The organism is Opitutia bacterium ISCC 52 (assembly GCA_014529675.2).
In the GTDB taxonomy this organism is placed as follows: domain Bacteria; phylum Verrucomicrobiota; class Verrucomicrobiia; order Opitutales; family UBA2995; genus UBA2995.
This window is the reverse complement of the sequence record CP076040.1, coordinates 4,466,157-4,484,089: the sequence shown is the minus strand read 5'-3', so window position 1 is coordinate 4,484,089 and position 17,933 is coordinate 4,466,157. Positions and strand designations below refer to the sequence as shown.

The 17,933-nt window shown below is 49.2% G+C and carries 15 protein-coding genes; 9 read left to right on the top strand and 6 right to left on the bottom strand.

The genetic code is table 11. The annotated features are described in order from the left end of the window. Nucleotides 1-30 precede the first annotated feature (30 nt). From GA003_19365 to GA003_19350, 4 genes are all read left to right on the top strand, one after another. On the top strand, nucleotides 31-1,077 hold the full coding sequence (locus tag GA003_19365) for a hypothetical protein (protein ID QXD28132.1): 1,047 nt from the start codon (nucleotides 31-33) through the stop codon (nucleotides 1,075-1,077). A 71-nt stretch (nucleotides 1,078-1,148) separates the two neighbouring features. Continuing rightward, the gene (locus GA003_19360) at nucleotides 1,149-1,655 is read left to right on the top strand and encodes a ferritin (GenBank protein QXD28131.1); all 507 of its coding nucleotides are present in this window, start codon (nucleotides 1,149-1,151) and stop codon (nucleotides 1,653-1,655) included. A 92-nt stretch (nucleotides 1,656-1,747) separates the two neighbouring features. After that, complete coding sequence (locus GA003_19355; GenBank protein ID QXD28130.1) at nucleotides 1,748-3,166, top strand: adenylosuccinate lyase; 1,419 nt, start codon at nucleotides 1,748-1,750, stop codon at nucleotides 3,164-3,166. A 111-nt stretch (nucleotides 3,167-3,277) separates the two neighbouring features. Then, a complete protein-coding gene (locus GA003_19350; protein ID QXD28129.1) occupies nucleotides 3,278-4,537 on the top strand; it encodes a 6-phosphofructokinase in 1,260 nt (419 codons plus the stop codon). A 64-nt stretch (nucleotides 4,538-4,601) separates the two neighbouring features. Here GA003_19350 and GA003_19345 read toward each other — a convergent pair whose 3' ends face one another. The 3 genes from GA003_19345 to GA003_19335 are packed head-to-tail and all read right to left on the bottom strand — an operon-like array spanning nucleotide 4,602 to nucleotide 8,104. Continuing rightward, on the bottom strand, nucleotides 4,602-5,306 hold the full coding sequence (locus tag GA003_19345) for an SDR family NAD(P)-dependent oxidoreductase (protein ID QXD28128.1): 705 nt from the start codon (nucleotides 5,304-5,306) through the stop codon (nucleotides 4,602-4,604). An 11-nt stretch (nucleotides 5,307-5,317) separates the two neighbouring features. Next, entirely contained in the window at nucleotides 5,318-6,700 is a 1,383-nt protein-coding gene (locus tag GA003_19340) for a Gfo/Idh/MocA family oxidoreductase (GenBank protein ID QXD28127.1), read from the bottom strand. 39 nt (nucleotides 6,701-6,739) lie between these two features. Then, nucleotides 6,740-8,104 carry a DUF1080 domain-containing protein gene (locus tag GA003_19335; GenBank protein QXD28126.1) on the bottom strand — a complete coding sequence of 455 codons (1,365 nt, stop codon included), beginning with the start codon at nucleotides 8,102-8,104 and terminating at the stop codon, nucleotides 6,740-6,742. Between the two features lie 342 nt (nucleotides 8,105-8,446). Between GA003_19335 and GA003_19330 the strand changes: the two genes are divergently transcribed. Continuing rightward, a complete protein-coding gene (locus GA003_19330; GenBank protein QXD28125.1) occupies nucleotides 8,447-9,253 on the top strand; it encodes a hypothetical protein in 807 nt (268 codons plus the stop codon). Nucleotides 9,254-9,260: 7 nt separating this feature from the next. On the opposite strand, the gene GA003_19325 is transcribed toward GA003_19330, so the two are convergent. Then, nucleotides 9,261-10,457, bottom strand: a complete 1,197-nt coding sequence (locus GA003_19325; GenBank protein QXD28124.1) for a diadenylate cyclase — start codon at nucleotides 10,455-10,457, stop codon at nucleotides 9,261-9,263. 39 nt (nucleotides 10,458-10,496) lie between these two features. Next, on the bottom strand, nucleotides 10,497-11,489 hold the full coding sequence (locus GA003_19320; protein QXD28123.1) for a DHH family phosphoesterase: 993 nt from the start codon (nucleotides 11,487-11,489) through the stop codon (nucleotides 10,497-10,499). Between the two features lie 228 nt (nucleotides 11,490-11,717). On the opposite strand from GA003_19320, the gene GA003_19315 reads away from it, so the two are divergent. Together GA003_19315 and corA are read left to right on the top strand one after the other, a co-directional pair. After that, nucleotides 11,718-12,650: a mechanosensitive ion channel gene (locus GA003_19315; GenBank protein ID QXD28122.1), complete on the top strand. Its 933-nt coding sequence runs from the start codon at nucleotides 11,718-11,720 to the stop codon at nucleotides 12,648-12,650. Between the two features lie 16 nt (nucleotides 12,651-12,666). Then, entirely contained in the window at nucleotides 12,667-13,755 is a 1,089-nt protein-coding gene (gene corA, locus GA003_19310) for a magnesium/cobalt transporter CorA (protein ID QXD28121.1), read from the top strand. Nucleotides 13,756-13,768: 13 nt separating this feature from the next. Here corA and GA003_19305 read toward each other — a convergent pair whose 3' ends face one another. Further along, entirely contained in the window at nucleotides 13,769-14,908 is a 1,140-nt protein-coding gene (locus tag GA003_19305) for an ATP-binding protein (protein ID QXD28120.1), read from the bottom strand. Between the two features lie 267 nt (nucleotides 14,909-15,175). On the opposite strand from GA003_19305, the gene GA003_19300 reads away from it, so the two are divergent. Together GA003_19300 and GA003_19295 are read left to right on the top strand one after the other, a co-directional pair. Continuing rightward, on the top strand, nucleotides 15,176-16,450 hold the full coding sequence (locus GA003_19300) for a Gfo/Idh/MocA family oxidoreductase (protein QXD28119.1): 1,275 nt from the start codon (nucleotides 15,176-15,178) through the stop codon (nucleotides 16,448-16,450). Between the two features lie 22 nt (nucleotides 16,451-16,472). Continuing rightward, nucleotides 16,473-17,933: a HEAT repeat domain-containing protein gene (locus GA003_19295; protein QXD28118.1), complete on the top strand. Its 1,461-nt coding sequence runs from the start codon at nucleotides 16,473-16,475 to the stop codon at nucleotides 17,931-17,933.

Below are 17,933 nucleotides of genomic sequence, written 5' to 3'. Positions count from 1 at the left end.
GTTTAGCGGTCTCCTTTTTTAAATTTTGATATGAAAAGCAAAGTAGCATCCGCACTGATATTCATCGCAGCCTTTTCAGGATGTGTTCACGTGGCTCCTCCAGGAACGGTCACTCTAAAGGAAGCCTTCTTTACGGAGCGGGATGAAGCTAACAATGTGGATTCTCTGGCATCATGGCATGGCCCGAATGGTGAGCATTGGCTGATCGTTACGGCGAAGGAAGGGCATGCCCTGCTTATTTATGACGCCTTCGATGGAAGCTTTATCAAGCGGGTAGGGGAATTGGGGCCTGAGCTGGGTCAGTTCAATCGACCGAACGGAATCAGCGTGGTGGGTGACAAAGTCTTCGTGGTCGAGCGAGACAACCAGCGTGTTCAGGTACTCACCTTACCCGATTTCTTTCAACTGGGTTCATTTGGCATGGACCAACTACTGCATCCTTACGGATTGTTCGTCTGGCCGAAAAACGAACACGAGATGACGGTGTATGCGACCGACAACTACGAAACAGAACGGGAAGAAAAACCCCCGCTTAGTGAACTGAATCGTCGAGTGCACGTCTACGATGTAACCACGATCGAAGTGGACAGCGTGGAAGCCGAGTGGCTGAATGCGTTTGGTGATACGTCGGGCCCGGGGATCCTGAATATCGTAGAGAGTATTTTCGGTGATCCGGCATTCAACCACTTGATGGTGGGTGACGAAGAGATCTCCTCAGAAGGCCAAGCCATCAAAGTCTATTCGCCTGATGGAGGTTTTACCGGGCAGATCCTGGGTCGCGGGACTTTTATAAACCAGCCTGAAGGTATTGCCTTGTGGAAGACAGGACCTAAATCGGGTTACTGGTTCTTCACTGACCAGGGTAAGCGCCTGAACCTGTATCATGTCTTTGATCGCGCCTCGCTGGAACACGTGGGGACTTTTCAGGGCGAGGTAACCATGAATACGGATGGTGTGTGGCTGGATCCGACTCCCAGTGAGCGATTCCCTGGCGGGATGTTCTACGCCATCCATGATGATGGCAATGCTTCGGCCTTCTCTCTCGAGGATGTTGCGGAGGCTTTGAACCTCCCTTGACTAAGCTAAGCTCAAGAAAATATCCAAGGACGGCCTAGACAATTACAAGGGCTTGGGTATTAAGTGTTACCATGTCCATTTCTGAATCCTTAGAAACTGCACTAAACGATCAAATCGGTATCGAGTTTGAGTCGTTCTATAATTACCTGTCCATGGCAGCCTATTTTGAGGCGAATTCCTGGGACGGCTTTGCCAGCTGGATGCATACGCAGAGCGATGAGGAACGCGAGCACGCCATGAAGTTTTACAACTACCTGCTCGACCGGGGCCGGGATGTATCCCTTCCGGCGATCAAGGCGCCCACGGTTGAGTTTGATTCGGTTTTATCCGTTTTCGAAGCGAGCCTAAATCAGGAGCAGCATGTGACCTCGACGATCAATCGGCTCTACAAACTAGCGCTGGAATCCGACGATTACGCAACGGTTTCGTTTCTGAAGTGGTTCATCGATGAGCAGGTGGAAGAAGAGAAAACGGTGTCCGACATGATCGATAAATTGAAGCGGGCAGGGGACAAGCCGGAGACCTTGCTTCTACTGGATCAAGTTGCGGCTTCCAGAAAGCCGGACAGCGGGAATTAAACCCGAGCAAGAGGAGATTCTCTCCAAGCATCATTTCTGGCATTGCCATTTGGAAATGAAGGGGCTGCAATGCGCCGTTTTTTGAAACTGCCATGATCGCCAATGTTTTAGCTGAACGGTACGCTTCTGCGGCCATAAAAGATATTTGGTCCGGAGAGGGCCGCATCGTCCTCGAACGCGAGCTGTGGATTGCCGTGATGAAGGCACAGGCCGATCTTGGTCTGGATATTCCGGCCGACGCGATCGCCGACTACGAGAAGGTCAAGGATCAGGTCGACCTGAAGTCGATTGACGAGCGTGAGCGTAAATTGCTTCACGACGTGAAGAGCCGCATTGAGGAATTCAATGACCTGGCTGGGCACGAGCACATCCACAAGGGCATGACTAGCCGTGACCTGACTGAGAATGTTGAACAGCTTCAGGCCTTTCGTTCCCTTCAAATCTTACAGACCAAGGTGGCGTCAGGTGTTATCCGGCTGACTGGTAAAGCGGTTGAATACAAGGACATTTTGATTTCCGGTCGCACTCACAATGTAGCTGCTCAGCCTACAACTTTCGGCAAACGTCTGGCCATGTATGCTGAGGAGCTCACCCTGGGTTTGGAGCGACTCGAATCCTTGGCTGCCAATTATCCAGTGCGTGGCTTGAAGGGTGCGGTTGGCACCCAACTTGATAGCCTGACCCTCTTCGAAGGTGATCAGGACAAAGTTGCCCAGCTGGAGCAAAAGGTGGTGAAGCACTTGGGTATCAGCAAAGTGTTCACCAACGTAGGGCAGGTGTATCCACGCAGCTTGGACTTTGAAACGGTTTCGACCTTCTTCCAGATCAGCTCCGGAATGAGCGACTTCGCCAAACAGATCCGTTTAATGGCTGGTCACGAACTGGCCGGTGAAGGATTTGCCAAAGGGCAGGTGGGTAGCTCCGCCATGCCGCACAAGATGAATAGTCGCAGCTGCGAGCGTATCAACGGTTTCCATACCATTCTCAATGGCTACTTGAACATGACCGCCGGTTTGGCCGGCGATCAGTGGAACGAAGGCGATGTATCCTGCTCTGTGGTGCGCCGTGTGGCGTTGCCCGATGCGGTTTACTGCCTCGATGGACAATTGGAAACCTTCCTCACCGTCCTCGGTAACATGGAACCGTATCCGGAGGTCATCCGCCTTGAAAACGAAAAGTATTTCCCCTTCCTTGGTACGACCACCATTATGATGGAAGCAGTCAAAGCCGGCGCTGGACGTGAGTCGGCTCACGAAGCAATCAAGGAGCACGCGGTAGCGACTATCCGTGACATTCGTTCCGGTGCCATCCAGACTAACGACCTGGTTACCCGTTTAGCCAACGATGATCGTATCTCCTTAAATCAAGAGCAGCTCGACGCGATCTTTGAAGACGAGGCACGTCTCTCTGGCATGGCCAAGCACCAGGTCATGGCTTTATCTGAACGGGCAGAGCAGTTAGCTTCTGTTTATCCAGAGGCCTTACAATATCAACCCGGTCAGATTCTCTAATTTGGGGCCTATTTAGTGCCTTAAGCGTTTATTTTCCAGTAGCGCGTCTAAAAGATTGCCAAGGGTGAAGCGGGAAATCTACTTTCCCCGGTTTAATCTTTGAAATAGCCAATGTCTGAATTAACTGGAAATTGTCTGGTGGCCCAATCGGGAGGCCCCACAGCAGTGATCAATGCGAGTGTTGCAGGAGTTGTAAATGAAGCTCTCAACCACGAATGTATCGAGGAGATCTATGGGGGTCTGAACGGGATTTTGGGGATTCTCAATGAGGATTTGATAGATCTAGCCGGAGAATCGCAGCAAGCCATCCGTGGTTTGCAACATACTCCGGGAGCAGCATTGGGGACTTGTCGCTACAAGCTGAAAAAAGATTCAGATTATGAGCGCGTGCTTCAAGTATTTGAGGCGCATAACATTCGCTACTTCTTTTACGCGGGTGGAAATGATTCCCAGGATACAGCGAACAAGATTTCCAAATTGGCCAAGGAAAAAGGCTACGAGCTTCGTGTGATTGGTATTCCCAAGACCATCGACAATGACCTCGTTGCGACGGATCACTGCCCAGGTTACGGCAGCGTGATTAAGCATATTTCTACTACGGTTCGCGAAATGGCCTGCGATCATGAAGCGATGGGGCAAGGCGATCTCGTCTCCATCCTTGAGGTTATGGGTCGCAATGCAGGCTGGATAGCCGCAGGCGCTGCCTTGGCAAAACGCCGGGACAAGCCCAATGACCCGCCCCATTTGATCTACCTTCCAGAGGTGCCATTCAGTGCGGAGAAATTTCTAAGCGATGTGCGACGCACTCTTTCCAAAGAGCGTTACTGCATGATCGTTGTGGGTGAAGGTCTGGTGGATGCCGCCGGCAACTACGTCCACGCAAGCTCATCCGCTACTGATGCGTTTGGCCATAGCCAGCTCGGTGGAGCAGGGGATTATTTGCGCGATTTGGTTGAATCCAATTTGGGAATTAAAGCTCGTACTGCGAAATTCGGTATAAGCCAACGCACAGCTGCCACTCACGCTTCTAAAACAGATAGTGATGAAGCGTTTCTCGCTGGAGAAGCCGCTGTAAAAGCAGCTATCGATGGAGTGACCGACAAAATGGTCACTTTGATCCGTGGTGAAGCTGATCAGTATGTTTGTGAAACGGGACTTACCGATCTAAGTGAAGTGGCTAATGGCGTGAAGACGTTGCCAGCTGATTGGATCAACGAAGATGGCACGAGCATGAGCTTCCAATTCGTGAAGTATGCGCTGCCGCTCATACAAGGTGAAATCGATGTGCCGTTCGAAAATGGTCTGCCTAAATTTGCTGCCCTTGGAAAGACTCGGATCTTCCGTTTGCTGGATCCGTATCAGCCTGAGTAAGCAGACAGATCATTCATTTTTCCAAAAAGACCGAGGTGAAAGTCTCGGGGTTTTTATGCCATAGCTATTCGTTCAGGTCTTTATCCAGGTTCCAGGGAATTAGCGCACCGCTGCGATCAAGAAACTGACCGGATTGTTCCATGGTCGCATTTGCCAACACATCTCGCATCAGGCGGACTGAATCCTCGATTTCATAAGGAGCATCTGCGCCACCCATGTCCGTTTTCGTATGACCAGGGCGCAAGCAGACATAAGGAATTTTCCTTTCCTTCAGATCTGTCGCCAGAATGACGGCTGCTGCGTGGGCGGCTGCCTTCGTTGTGCGATACAAATAGTAGCCGCCTCCTTCATAGGTTTCCAGGCAGCCTTGTTGGCTCCCGATGACCGATGCGACGGGACTTTTTGAGGCAGCCAGGTTTTCGATCAAAGCAATAGTCAAAAGAACCGGTGCCATCACATTCACTTTAAACGCATCCAGCCATCGATTTTCTTCAATCCCAGAAAAGCCTTCTGACTTTGAAACATCGTTGACCCCGGCATTATTTATAAGCAGGTCCACCGGTTCTTGGTGGATGGATCTGGCGAATGCTTCAATGGCTCCTGAGTCAACTAGGTCCAAGGAGCATACCGATACCCCAAGCTTTTGCAGTTCTTCAGCCGCATCCGGATTTCTGCAGCCTGCAAAGACTTTCCATCCTTCAGCTTGGTATTGCCTGGCAAATTCCAACCCGAGTCCTCGGTTGGCTCCGGTAATGACTACGGTAGGCATATGAAGCTGGCCTATACTTTATAGTACTGTTCCCAACCTTTTCTTACAGGTGGGCCCTTCAATAGCTGGTTGCCTATTTTGTTGTTTTTGAACCGCTTTTTCTTCGTGTCGAATTCCAAGCTTCCACCTAGGTGCTGTGCGATTACGCCCAAGAGAAATACCTGTGTCAGTGGTGCAGATATGTGGAAAGGCGAACGGGACTTTTCTTTTCCCATACAGGCTAAGGCAAAATTCTTAAAGTGATCGGAATTCTTCAATGGGAACTTGGGTAAGCTCGGAGCCATCTCACGATACTTGTCTTCGGGAATGATACGCAGCACATCGCTGTGGGTTCCTCCAAGGAAGGTGAGGTCCTTACTATAAATGTATTTTCCATTCCTGGCGACCTTTGGATTAGGTCCCATTTCCTTGGGCGCATCCGGGATGTTTTCAACCCCATCGTACCACCAGACTTTAACCGGAGGCATTTTCTCGCGCTTCGCAAAATCAAAACGAATGGTCGATGCTTGAGGGAAGATGTAGTCGTTGGGACCATCCCTTTTTTCGGCTTCGATTGTATGTGGAAGGCCAAGTTTCAGAAAGCGATGGCAAGTATCCAGAATATGGGGACCCCAATCACCGAAGGCTCCATTCCCGTAATTAAACCAGCTGCGCCAGTTTCCTGGGTGTAATTTTTCATTAAAGGGTTTTTCCGGGCGAGTCATGTTCCAGAGATCCCAGTCGATGGTGTCGGGAGCATCCTGCTTTTCGTAACCCTTGATATCCCAGCCATGCCAGCGGCGAGGGCTGTTCATATAGGCAACGACGCGATCCACATCCTTTATGATTCCTGCTTCATACCAGGCTTTGAACTGGAAGTAATTGCCGCCGGAGTGACCTTGGTTGCCCATTTGGGTCACGAGGTCCGTCTTCTTTTCCATAGCCATCAGCAATTCGCACTCTTCAAAGGTGTGAGCGAGAGGCTTTTCTACGTAGACATGCTTCCCATGTGCCATGGCATGCATGGTGATGGGGAAGTGTGCGTGGTCAGGTACTACGACCGCCACTGCATCGAAGTTATCGCCTTCTTTGTCGAAGAGTTCACGGTAGTCCTGGTATGCCGCTGGGTGAGGAAACTTCTGACGCATTTCTGCCGTCCAGTCTGAACCAATATCGATGTCGCAAATGGCGACGATATTTACAACACCCGTGGCATCTAAGGAATCCATCACGTTGCGACCGCGACCACCGATTCCAATTACGGCCATATTCAACTTTTCACTCGGGGCGACGGCTACATTCTTCGAACCTTTCGATTGGGCGACTGTCAGGTTGGGCAGGAACATCATGGAGGATGCTGCTGCTGAGGATGCGATGAATGAACGGCGGTTTAACTGATTGTAGATTTTAGACATGGGTAATGGGTGGTAAAATAATCCTGAGTGAAGTGGTTCTTAAAGTTCGCGAATCTTAATGCTGCGGTAGCTGACCTTGTCATTGTGGTCTTGCAGGGAGATGCCTCCTGATTCGTGGAGGCCAAAGCCTTCCTTTTCGGCGTACTTACTGCGGGCGACCAAGGCATGGAAAATGTTACTTCCGCGTTCGTAGGAAACGACTTTGAACCCATTGAGCCAGTGTTCCACTTGGCCGTTGGGGCGAACGATTATTCGTCCATGGTTCCAGTTACCGATGTTTACCGGGACTTTGCGTGTGGATACCTCTCTATAGGCAGGAATCAGATCATAAAGAGAAGCACAGGTGCGGTTTCCGGCAGCACCCATCTTCGCATCGGGGTGTACTTTGTCGTCGAGCACCTGGTACTCTAGGCCGAGTGCTGCTTTGCCAGGTTCTGTCACAAAATACTTCACACCGCTATTGGCTCCCTTGGTCATGAGGAACTCAAAATCCATTTCAAAGGCTCCATACTTTTTTGAGGTTACGATGTCACCGCCCAGCTTCTCTTCTCCTTTGGGCGTTGGAAGAACGGTGAGGACTCCGTCTTTGATTTCCCAGCCTTTTTCAGGGGCTTTGTCGGAGGCTACATTGCGCCAGCCATTTAGATTCTTGGCATTCCAAAGGAGCTCCCAGCCTTGTCGCCTTTCATCTCGAGACATGTTGTTGGGAATTATATTACGAATGTATAAGCCCTGGTTTTCGGTAGGGCTCTTGACGTCTTCATTTATTCTTATGTTACGCCACGCAACTTCCTTTCCGATAATGTCTTCATTTTTTCCAACGCCATGAACTTGGAGAGCGATAAAGCCCTCTGGAGTAAGGTCGTCAATCAAGTGAGATACGGGGCTTCCATTTAACCATGTGCGAATAGAATTCCCAATACATTCAATTCGTACCTCATTCCAATCGTTCTGTTTATAAAGTAATTTAGCCTCTGGATTGAGATCAACGGGGTAGAGCCAGCCTCGGCGAGCCTCATCATAGATTCCGCCTGTCCAGCGTCTTTCAGCGGTATCTAATTCATATTGATATCCATGCACACGACCTTCCCTGTATTCAGGAAAGCTTTGGCTGCGGAACTGAATCCCTGAGTTCAACCCATTGTCTACTTTTACTTCCAGGATTAATAGAAAATCCCCGTAACTCTTATCCGTTGTGAGAAAGGTGTTGGGTGACTTCGGCACGGATTTACCGACAATCGCTTCATCTGCGATGCGGTATTCGGCATAGCCGTTCTTCTTGGTCCAGCCATCCAGTGACTTTCCGTCAAAGAGGCTGACCCACTCTGACCTAGCGGTTATCGCACTCAGGCTGAGTAGTAAAAGGGTGATGATGGAAGTGGGGTTTATATATTTTAGTTTCATGGTCCTATAAATGTGGAGTCGCAGTGTTTGGCAGTTGTTCCTCGCCTTTAATTTCTAACACGTGTGTGAAATGCATAACCAGTTTCGGTCCTGGGAATCAAATTTTAAAGGGTAAAACATCACCAAAAAGGGTGTTTGAACGGATTGAGATGGAGATCACAGACTAAGCGTATGAGTGATGGCAATATAGAAACAGTCTGGATTGTTGTTCAAAAAATGACATCTGGGAGGCCTGATAATCGAATTTCCGTAAGCTAAATGCGAAATCTTCATTTTGAAAGATTGTAGGTTTCGGGTTTTCTGGTCCAATCTACTTTCTCAGAAGTTCTTATCTTTTGATTGATGCCACCAACTTCTCATTCTCCGTTAAAGGCAAGCTCCATGCAAACAGCCATGTTGGTTGCAGGTATTCGTGAAACGCCGTTGCCCTTGTATGTACAGCAACTGACGTGGAGTTTTAATGAGCCCTTGGACGTGGGTTTGTTCAAGAAAGCCTGGGGGGCGGTGTTCAACAGACACGATATCTTTCGCCATCAATTTAACGCTTCTGCGAGCGGGCAGATGGAAGCTTCAAGTGGGAAGCAGCTGCGAGTGCACATTCGACATCTGGATTTAAGCGCCAAGGCAGGAACGGAGCGCTCCACCTTCTTGCAAACGTTCAAGCGAGAGGACTTTCGTCGAGGATTTGCAGGCTTGAAGTATCTTTGTCGTTTAACGCTGCTTCAATTAGGCCCCTCTAAATTCCAATTGGTTTGGACTTCGCACCACAGTCTTTTCGACGGGCGGGCGCGTTTGATTCTGATTCAGGAATTCCAAGAGTGCTACCGTGCTTTGAGAGAAGGAGTGCGACCCAACTTAGCACAGGCAGGACGGTATGCAGATTATCTCCGCTGGCTTGAGAAAAAGTCGTTTGCTCAATGGGAGCGCCCTTCCATCACGACGTATGGAGAGGAAATTTACTCGGCTCGAAGTGCTCGGTATCGATATATCCGGTACCCAGACGGATCGGAAGAGCTTTACGACCACGACAACGATCCACATGAGTGGGATAATCTGGCAGATGATCCGGAGTTAGAATCCGTCAAGACCCGTTTGCTCGATTGGAAGCCTTCCTCATTCGCTGAGAATAACGGCGGCCGCGATGGCTGATATCGGATTACTCCTCTGGGGTCTCGGCAATTTCCTTCACCTTTATTTCAATAAGGTTAGGTTCTATGGTTTCTAAAACCAAATTTTTTGGGAACGCCATTTGGCTGGGACCCAATCGAAAACGTTGTGTGCCTGATTCAAGCCTGAGCGGCAAGTTGAGCTCGATATCGTTCTTTTTGACGAAGTAAAAAGACCGGCGGACGCCCCGGAAAGTAACTGAAACTTCTTCAGGGGTAATTTCTTCTACCGCCCAAGTCTCAGGTAGATCTCCATAGGTAACGGGGATCGATAAAGTGCGATAGGCAGTTTTAGATCCATTCACCAACACGAACCAAAGAGCTCCCGCCAGTGCCAGGGCTACCAATTTGTCGCGCCAATTTTTCTTGATGTGGTCATCCAAGGTCCTGGTCTGGCTTTGCGGATTTACGGTGTGGTAAAAACTCCTGAGAAGCCGAGTCAGGTGGTCGGCATCGCGCACAATCCTTAATTCGCCGTTACTGGCTACTGACATAGTGCCTCGTTCTTCTGATACGACTAGGCAGAGCGCATCACAGCGTTCGGAAAGTCCCAGGGCCGCTGCATGTCGCGTTCCTCCTTCTCCTAACTTCTTTAGGTTTTTAGAAAGTGGTAGGTGTACTGAAAATTGGGAGACCAAATGCCCTTCAATGACCACAGCGCCATCATGCCCCATGGAATGGGTGTCAAAAATACTATGAAGTAAGCTTTCGCTCAGCCGGCCATTGCACTCCTGACCACCTTGCAAGTGGCGGACGATGAGATCTCGACCCCGAATCACCACCAATGCTCCTACTTTTTCTCTGGCGAGATCATGCAGTGTTCGAGCCAGAGTTTCGACTTCCTCGCGGTCCAACCGGGAATCTTCTTTTCTAAGAAAGGTTCTGCTAAAGCTCCAGGTGGCCACTCGCTCGAAAAAGTAACGAAGGTCTTCTTGGAAGATAACCACCAAGGCTATGAGGATGATGGCAAAGAACTTCTCAAAGATAGCCGCAGTCAGACTGAGATTGAATTGCCGGGCTAACAGGTAAACGCCCGCAACGATCAAAATACCTGTAAGAACGGAGGCTGCCTTTGTGCGTTTCGACCATACAATCAAGGTATAGATAAGCACGGCCATGAAGAGTATATCCAGGAGTCCGGATAATCCAATGGTCTGAAGTGGTGAGATGAAACTTTGGATCGTCATGAAAAGGGTGATCTACAGTAGAAAGGCATTATTAAGAAATTACGATTTCGAAACAACTTGTCTAAAGGGATAATAGGCATCGCCGGTCGTTCGTATACGAAAACGTTTTAAAATTCTTTTTGTTACAGTTTCTTCAGCATTTTTCCACTCCTCTTCAGAGGCATCCTCACCGACTTTAAAACTTCCCCCAGCGATCACTCCGTGGCCACCCGCTTCGCCGCGATTGGTGAATATATCGCGCAGAATATTCCCTGCATTCACGGTTGGTTTTTCCAACCTCAACGAAACGTGTAGCCGACCGTTGAACCGTCCGGTGCAAAACGATTTTTTCGAGGTTTTATACGTGAGGAGAAAATCGGCTACCAGAGAAACCAGGTCAGGGTTTTCAACTTCGCCTAAGTGAGCGGTGATGAGTCCTGAACGAGCAACCGCTTCTTCGATTCCTTTTCCTAAGGTGGCAAAGAACCTACGTGACCGAGGAGGATTTTGAATCTCCGCCAGGGCCTTCATATCGGCGTTGGGAATGATCTGCAGGTAGGTTTGGATGACATCGGGACGGCTCGCGCGATATAAATTCATCGTATCAGAGATGATTCCGTAGGCCAGGGCCGTTGCCAGTCGTGTCGGTATCTCTATCTTTTTCAACAACAGGGCTTGAGCTACGATGACTGCCGTCGCACCGCACTCGGTATCAACAATGGCGCATTCTGCTAAAGGCGGCACCTCAGAATGGTGCTGATCGATAACCAGAGTTGCTTTCCGTCTTTTCGGGAAGGGGTTATTCTCAAAGGTGGGCTGAGTATCCACCAATGCCACGTACTTGTATTTGGGTAAATCCTCAGGCTTCAGTTTATAAACGGGTAGCTTGAGGATGTTGACCATGGTTCTATTTTCCATGCGACCTATTACCCCCTGGTAGGCAATCCTGGAGGACATATGAAAACCCTTTTGCAAGAGTGTCTTTAGACCGTAGGCGCTCCCCAAAGCATCTGGGTCTGGATAGTCATGGGTAAGGATGAGCAGAGGGGACATTTTTCCCTGTCGGGATTCTAAAAATTCGAGGAGTTCTTGTGCACTACGCATCACCATACCCGATCCAATGGTATGCGGATCTAGATTTCAAACTTTGAAACATGGGTTTCTGAAAAGAAACAACCCAACAGCCATCCATGTGTTGGTTTTATCCTCATCCTTCCTTGATCGAGTTACTCAGGGTATTTTCGTATAGCCAAAATTTTGGTGATGGGTTAGCCCGTTACTATGTTTTCTAAAGATACCCAGGAGCTCTTTGACAAGATCTGGGAAGTTGTCACCACCGTCTGGCACTTCGAACTATTTAAAAGTGGTGATAGCACTATCTATTTTAACCAGGTAGTGATCGCCCTTTTGGTGGTCCTGATTGGATTCATTGTTAGCAAATGGATATCCAGTAGCATCGGTCGACGCTTGTCGAATATGGGCCGGCTCAACGAAAATACGACCCATGCACTGCAGCGTCTTTTCCACCTGGTGTTCGTAGTTGTCATCGTACTCGTTGCCTTGCCTATTGCCGGAATTCCGATTACGATCTTCACGGTCCTGGGAGGCGCAGTGGCCATTGGAATCGGGTTCGGCATGCAGAACCTCTTCAACAATCTGATTTCCGGGTTGATCCTGATGATTGAAAAACCCATTCGGATCGGCGACGTTGTTTTTATAAGCGGCGAAGAAGGTCGGGTAGAGGAGATTGGAAATCGATGCACCCGTATCCGGCGCGGTAACGGAGTGGATGTCCTCATTCCCAACAGTCATTTTTTAGAACAGGAAGTCATCAATTGGACTTTGTCCGATAATGACATCCGCGGAGAAGTCTTGGTCGGTGTGGCCTACGGATCCGATGTCGAGAGAACACATGACTTAATGCTCGAAGCGGCTCAGACGAATGTAAAGATTCACGATGACCCGGCTCCTTTTGCATTGTTTGAAGATTTCGGAGACAATGCGCTTGGCTTTCGTCTTTACTACTGGGCACGCGTGAATGCCCCACTAGATATTGATAGGATCAATTCCGAGATTCGCTTCCATATCGATGCTAGCTTTAAGGAAGCTGATATCTGTATCGCTTTCCCACAGCGGGATGTGCATCTGGATACCTTATCTCCCCTTGAAGTGAATGTAGTCAGCAAAGGATCCCCACCTGCCAGCGAAGGCTAATCCCACTATGGAGTTTTTGAAATCATCTCTCGATTCCATCCTTAGGCTGGGTAAGGAAAACCTGGGTACATCCCCAGGACTGGAAGGGTTAACCGATTTGGAAACACCTCCCGAGTTAGGGGTGCTTTCTGTCAAGACTCTTGATTTTTCTGAAGAGGGTATCGACCACCAAACGTTTGAGTCCGTGGATGATTTCCTCGAATCTGAAAAGCCCGATTGGGCTGCCTGTCGTTGGATAGACATCCAGGGGGTTCATCCCTATGCCATTAACGGGCTAAAGCAAAAATTTAATTTTCATACCCTGGCCGCTGAAGATGCCTTGAACATTCCTCAACGACAAAAAATGGAGGAGTACGAGGACATGCTCTTCATTATCTTGCGAATGTTGCGGATCGAAGAGGATCAGCTCGTGAATGAGCAGGTTTCGTTTTTCTTTCTTGGTCATACCCTGATTACGCTGCAGGAGAAGGAGGGAGACATTTGGGATCCGGTTCGCGAGCGAATTAAGCGTGAAGGTTCTCGCCTTCGCGAGCATGGAACTCCCTACCTGCTCTACGCTTTGATTGATGCCATCATCGACAATGTATTCCCCATCCTCGACACCTACTTCGATATCATTGACCAAATGGAGCAGGAAATTCTGGTGCAGCCCAAGAAAGATGCTCAGATGCGTATTCATCGGATCAAGCGTGAGCTGGCCTACTTGCGCCAGACTCTCTGGCCTATGCGCGATATCTCGGCTTCGCTCTATAAGAATGACTTTGAGCTGCTACCTAAGAAAGTCGTCCCATACTTTCGCGATGTGCATGATCACTGCATCCAGGCCATAGACGCGGTGGAAATGTATTTGGACAATTCGAATGGATTGCAGGACCTCTTAATGAATGCCAATGCCAACCGAATGAATGAGGTGATGAAGGCCCTGACCATCATGGCCAGCTTGTTCATGCCCATTACTTTTTTCGCTGGTCTCTATGGTATGAATTTCGAGCACATCCCTGAACTCGGGTGGAAATACTCGTATCCGGTATTCCTTGGGGTTTGCTCTCTTACTACCGTTTCGCTGCTGATCTATTTCAAACGCAAGGGTTGGATCGGGAAGTAGCCTTCTTCTCGATTCAGGTGACCACGACTGCACCTGAGAATTTTTGCTTCAGCCAGATCGCAAAGAACGGATTTGCAAAGCTGTATTCCTTGCCGATGTGATTGATATGCCAGAGATCTTCAAGCCTTCCGAGAGCTTTGGTAATGGAGCTGTTAGTTGTGATACCTGATACCTGTTTAAACTCTTTCGAGTATACGGCTTTTCCTCCAACGCTTGCCAATGCCAGGAGACATTTCAATTGAGAGGGTGCTATGGTCGACACGGTATCTCCATACTTGGAGCTTTCTATTTCGAAGATGATCTCCACGCCTTCCGTCAAAGAAACTTCGGTGAGCTCGTCTCCTGATTCACTGGATTGCCAGAGCGCCCAACACATTTGTTGAACGTCTCCGGTTACATGTATCCCAAGCTCTGTTATCGCTTCCCACAGTTCATTGCTGATCTTTCTATCACTTTCAGCGAATTTCTCTGAGAGGAAACTCTTAAATGCGTCACTGCTTAGTGAGCCTACCTGTACGGAAATGGCCGATTTATAAAACGGGCTTTCGGGGTCTGAGAAGATGTGCTCCATCTTGCTGCGAGAACTTCCTGAAAATACATATGGAAGGTCTCCCTGAAACTGAATCTTGCTGCGCATTCGAGCCAGCGCTTCCTGGCTGTTTTCAATTTTGAGGATTTCCTGGAACTCATCGAATACAACGACCAAGGGTTTCTCCTTATGTAGGTCAGCCAATCGTTCCAGTACGTCTTCAATGACCCGAATGACATCTTGTTGGATGCTGTTTCTGTTTAAACTCAGCGACGGTGTGCCCGTTTGTGGATCCATGCTGATCACAGGGCTAAGTGATGAGAGAAGCTTCAGCACCTGGGCTATAAAATTGCCTTTGTGGGAGAGTTTGAGTGCCGCCCGGGCAATGCGTTCCGCAACATCGACTGCTGTGTTCACCGCCATGAAGTCCACATAGAGGAGACGGCTTTGCTTCATCTTACCCGCTGCGTGAACGACCAATGAGGTTTTCCCAACGCGGCGTTCTCCGTGCAGGACCATATTCTGCCCAGACTCCAGCATGCTGTGAATGAGCTTTTCCAGCTTTGGACGAGGGCAGAACTCCTGTCCTTCGACCACACGGCCATATGCAAAGGGATTTTTCATGATATAAGCTGTTAGTACCCTTTTTAGCGTTCCACCTTTTGGGAGATAGTCAAGGGTAAATTATACGCCAAAAGGTGGAACGCCTAATAGGGTACCAAGGATGAGCCTTGAGCCATAAAGCAAAAGGAAAGGTTTAGGATCCTCTGCTTGGGTGCTTTACAAAGTGAGCAAAATTTGCGCTTATGGAGGGCTCAAATTCGCCTTGCGGCGAGTCTATCTCAGTAATCTATCGAATCAGACAACCCCCTTTCCAAACTCCGTCCTATTATGAAGAAAATATCCCGTCGGACCGCCCTTAAAACATCCTTAGCCGGAGCGGCTGCTATATCGGCCCCCATGATACTCCCTTCCTCCGTGTTGGGATTGAATGGTCAAACCGCTCCCAGCAATCGCATCAACGTAGGTCTTATCGGAAATGGTAAGATTATGAAAGGTCACCGGGCTTACCACTCTGGCGCTGACGATGTCCAAGTGGTTGCATTGAGCGATGTAAAGACTTGGATGCTTGAAGAAGCGAATGGAGAAGTAGAAAAACTCCAGGGCGACAAGGTAGACACCTACGAAATGTATGAAGATCTTCTCGCAAGAGATGATATTGATGCGGTCGTAGTAGGAACCCCCGATCATTGGCACGCGAAAATATCCATCGATGCCTTCAAGGCTGGAAAAGATGTCTATGTGGAAAAGCCAATGACCCTGACGATTGAAGAAGGTAAAATCATGCGCGACACCTGCGCACGTTATGGACGTATCCTTCAGGTGGGAAGTCAGCAGCGTTCCGAATGGGCGTTCCGCAAGGCAGCCGAGCTAGTGCGCAATGGCTACATCGGAAAAGTGAAGACCATCGCTGCGCGCTTAGGAAATTTTCCTCCACCAACTCAATTTCCCGCAACACCCATTCCTCCCGGTCTGAACTACGATCGTTGGCTGGGGCCTGCACCTATGGAACCTTACAATGAGCTTCGTATCAAAGGTGACTATGGAGGAGGTTGGCGCCGATTCTGGGATTATGGTTCCAGAAAGAACGGCGATTGGGGAGCACACCATTACGACATCATTCAGTGGGCCCTCGGCAAGGACGATTCCGGCCCGACTCACTTTGTCCCCAAGGGTTATAAAGGAGAGCCGTATCAGTATTACACTTACAAGGATGGCACCAAGGTTATTCGCGGATACGAAGGCATGGGGCATATGATACGCTTCATGGGTGAGGAAGGTGAAGTGCGTGTGAGCCGCGGAGGAAGAATTGATACGGTTCCAGGTACGCTTAAGAATCTCGTTTTGAAATCTACCGATCAAAGACTCTATGTATCCAATGATCACCGCCGTGATTGGCTGAATGGTATTCGAAGCCGACAGCAGACGCTCTGTCATGTTGGGGTAGGGCACCGGACCGCCACGATCTGTCATCTGTGTGGCATTTCAGAGCGTCTTGGCAGACCTATCGATTGGGACCCGAAGGAAGAACATATTGTCGGCGATGATCGAGCGGCTATGTGGGAATCTCGTCCACGTCGTGCTCCTTACGATCAACTCGTTTAACTTTCAGCTCCTGTTTTCTATCATGAAACGTACGAATTGCTTTTTTCTATTTCTATTATTAGCCATTGGATTGCAGACACCCGTGTGGTCCATGCACCACCACTACCGATTGTCAGACATTATTGATCGATTTGAAGATTCTGATCCGGCAGTGCAGTATGAAGCTCGCCGCGAGTTGGCCGCTTATGTTGCGAGCGCCACAGCACCCACCGAAAAAGGAGGCGCAGAGAAGGTAACCAAAGAACTTCTCAGGTATTTGACGGATCGTGAAGTTCCTCAAGAGGCCAAGAAGTATATCCTTCGTGACCTTGCCAGAGTCGGGACCGAAGCAGCAGCGGAGCGCATGTATCGCCTGGTGATGTCCCGGGATGAAGATATGGCAGAACTGGCACGCCAAGCGCTGAGCCAAATTCCAGGCCAAAAGGCAACGGACTATATAAAGCGAGCAGTTGATCGCACTCGAGACGACGCTAAACGCCAACTCAATATTCGTGCTCTGGCTAATCGTAACGATCCGGGAATGCTGAATTACTTTGTTGAAGGACTTTCTTCCAGTGATGGCATCATGGCAAAAGAATCAGTCTACGCGTTGGAACGCCAAGGCACTTCCCGGGCGGGTCACGCCTTGCAAGATGCCTATAATCGCAACCCATCCAAAGCGATCTTACTTGATTTAGAACGAGCCGTGGTAGCTCAGGTTGTGACGGACGATAGTACGCTCCTCAAAATTGCAACTGGAGGAGTGAGTTCCGCTAACAAACAAGCTGCGTTGACACGCCTAGTGGAATCGGGTCATGGAAACTCGAATACGTTGCTCGAATCAGCGATTACCGGAGCGGATGCCCGGCTACGTTCAACGGCCATTCGTCTGGCTCTCGAAAATGGAAAACCGGCGCTCGTGGAAAGTCAGGGAAAGAACTTCACCGTAAACGACTGGCTGATCGTTTTGGCGGAATTAGACGCCTTTGATCCAGCCGTGGCAGAGAACCTGGCTCAGCAAGCAATGAAGCACAGCGACATTTCTGTTCGTGCAACGGGTCTTCGTGCCTTAGGAACTTTTGGCTCCGCCAAAACAGCGAACATGGTCCTCAATTACATAAACCATAAAGACAAAGAACTCCAAGTGGCGGCAGCATATGCCATCGCCAGAGCATCGGATTCATACATGACAGGTCGGGTAAACCGTCTACTCAACTCTGAATTGGAGGAAGAAATCCTCCTTGGGCTTCAGGTGTTGTTTCATCGTCATCAAGACAATGCCAAATCCAAGCTATTCAAGTTTATCAATGGTGAAGACCCAGTTCTAATGCGCGAAGCCTTGAAAGTCATTTCCACGGTAGCGGACGAAGAGGATCTCTACAAACTCTACATTGCCATACGCCGTGGTAGCCCCGAAAAACAAAAGATGGTTACCGGCCTCCTGAAGAAAGTAGTCCCTGAAGTCGGCTCACTGGAATTCCAGGCAAAGGTGAAAGCGCTTTAG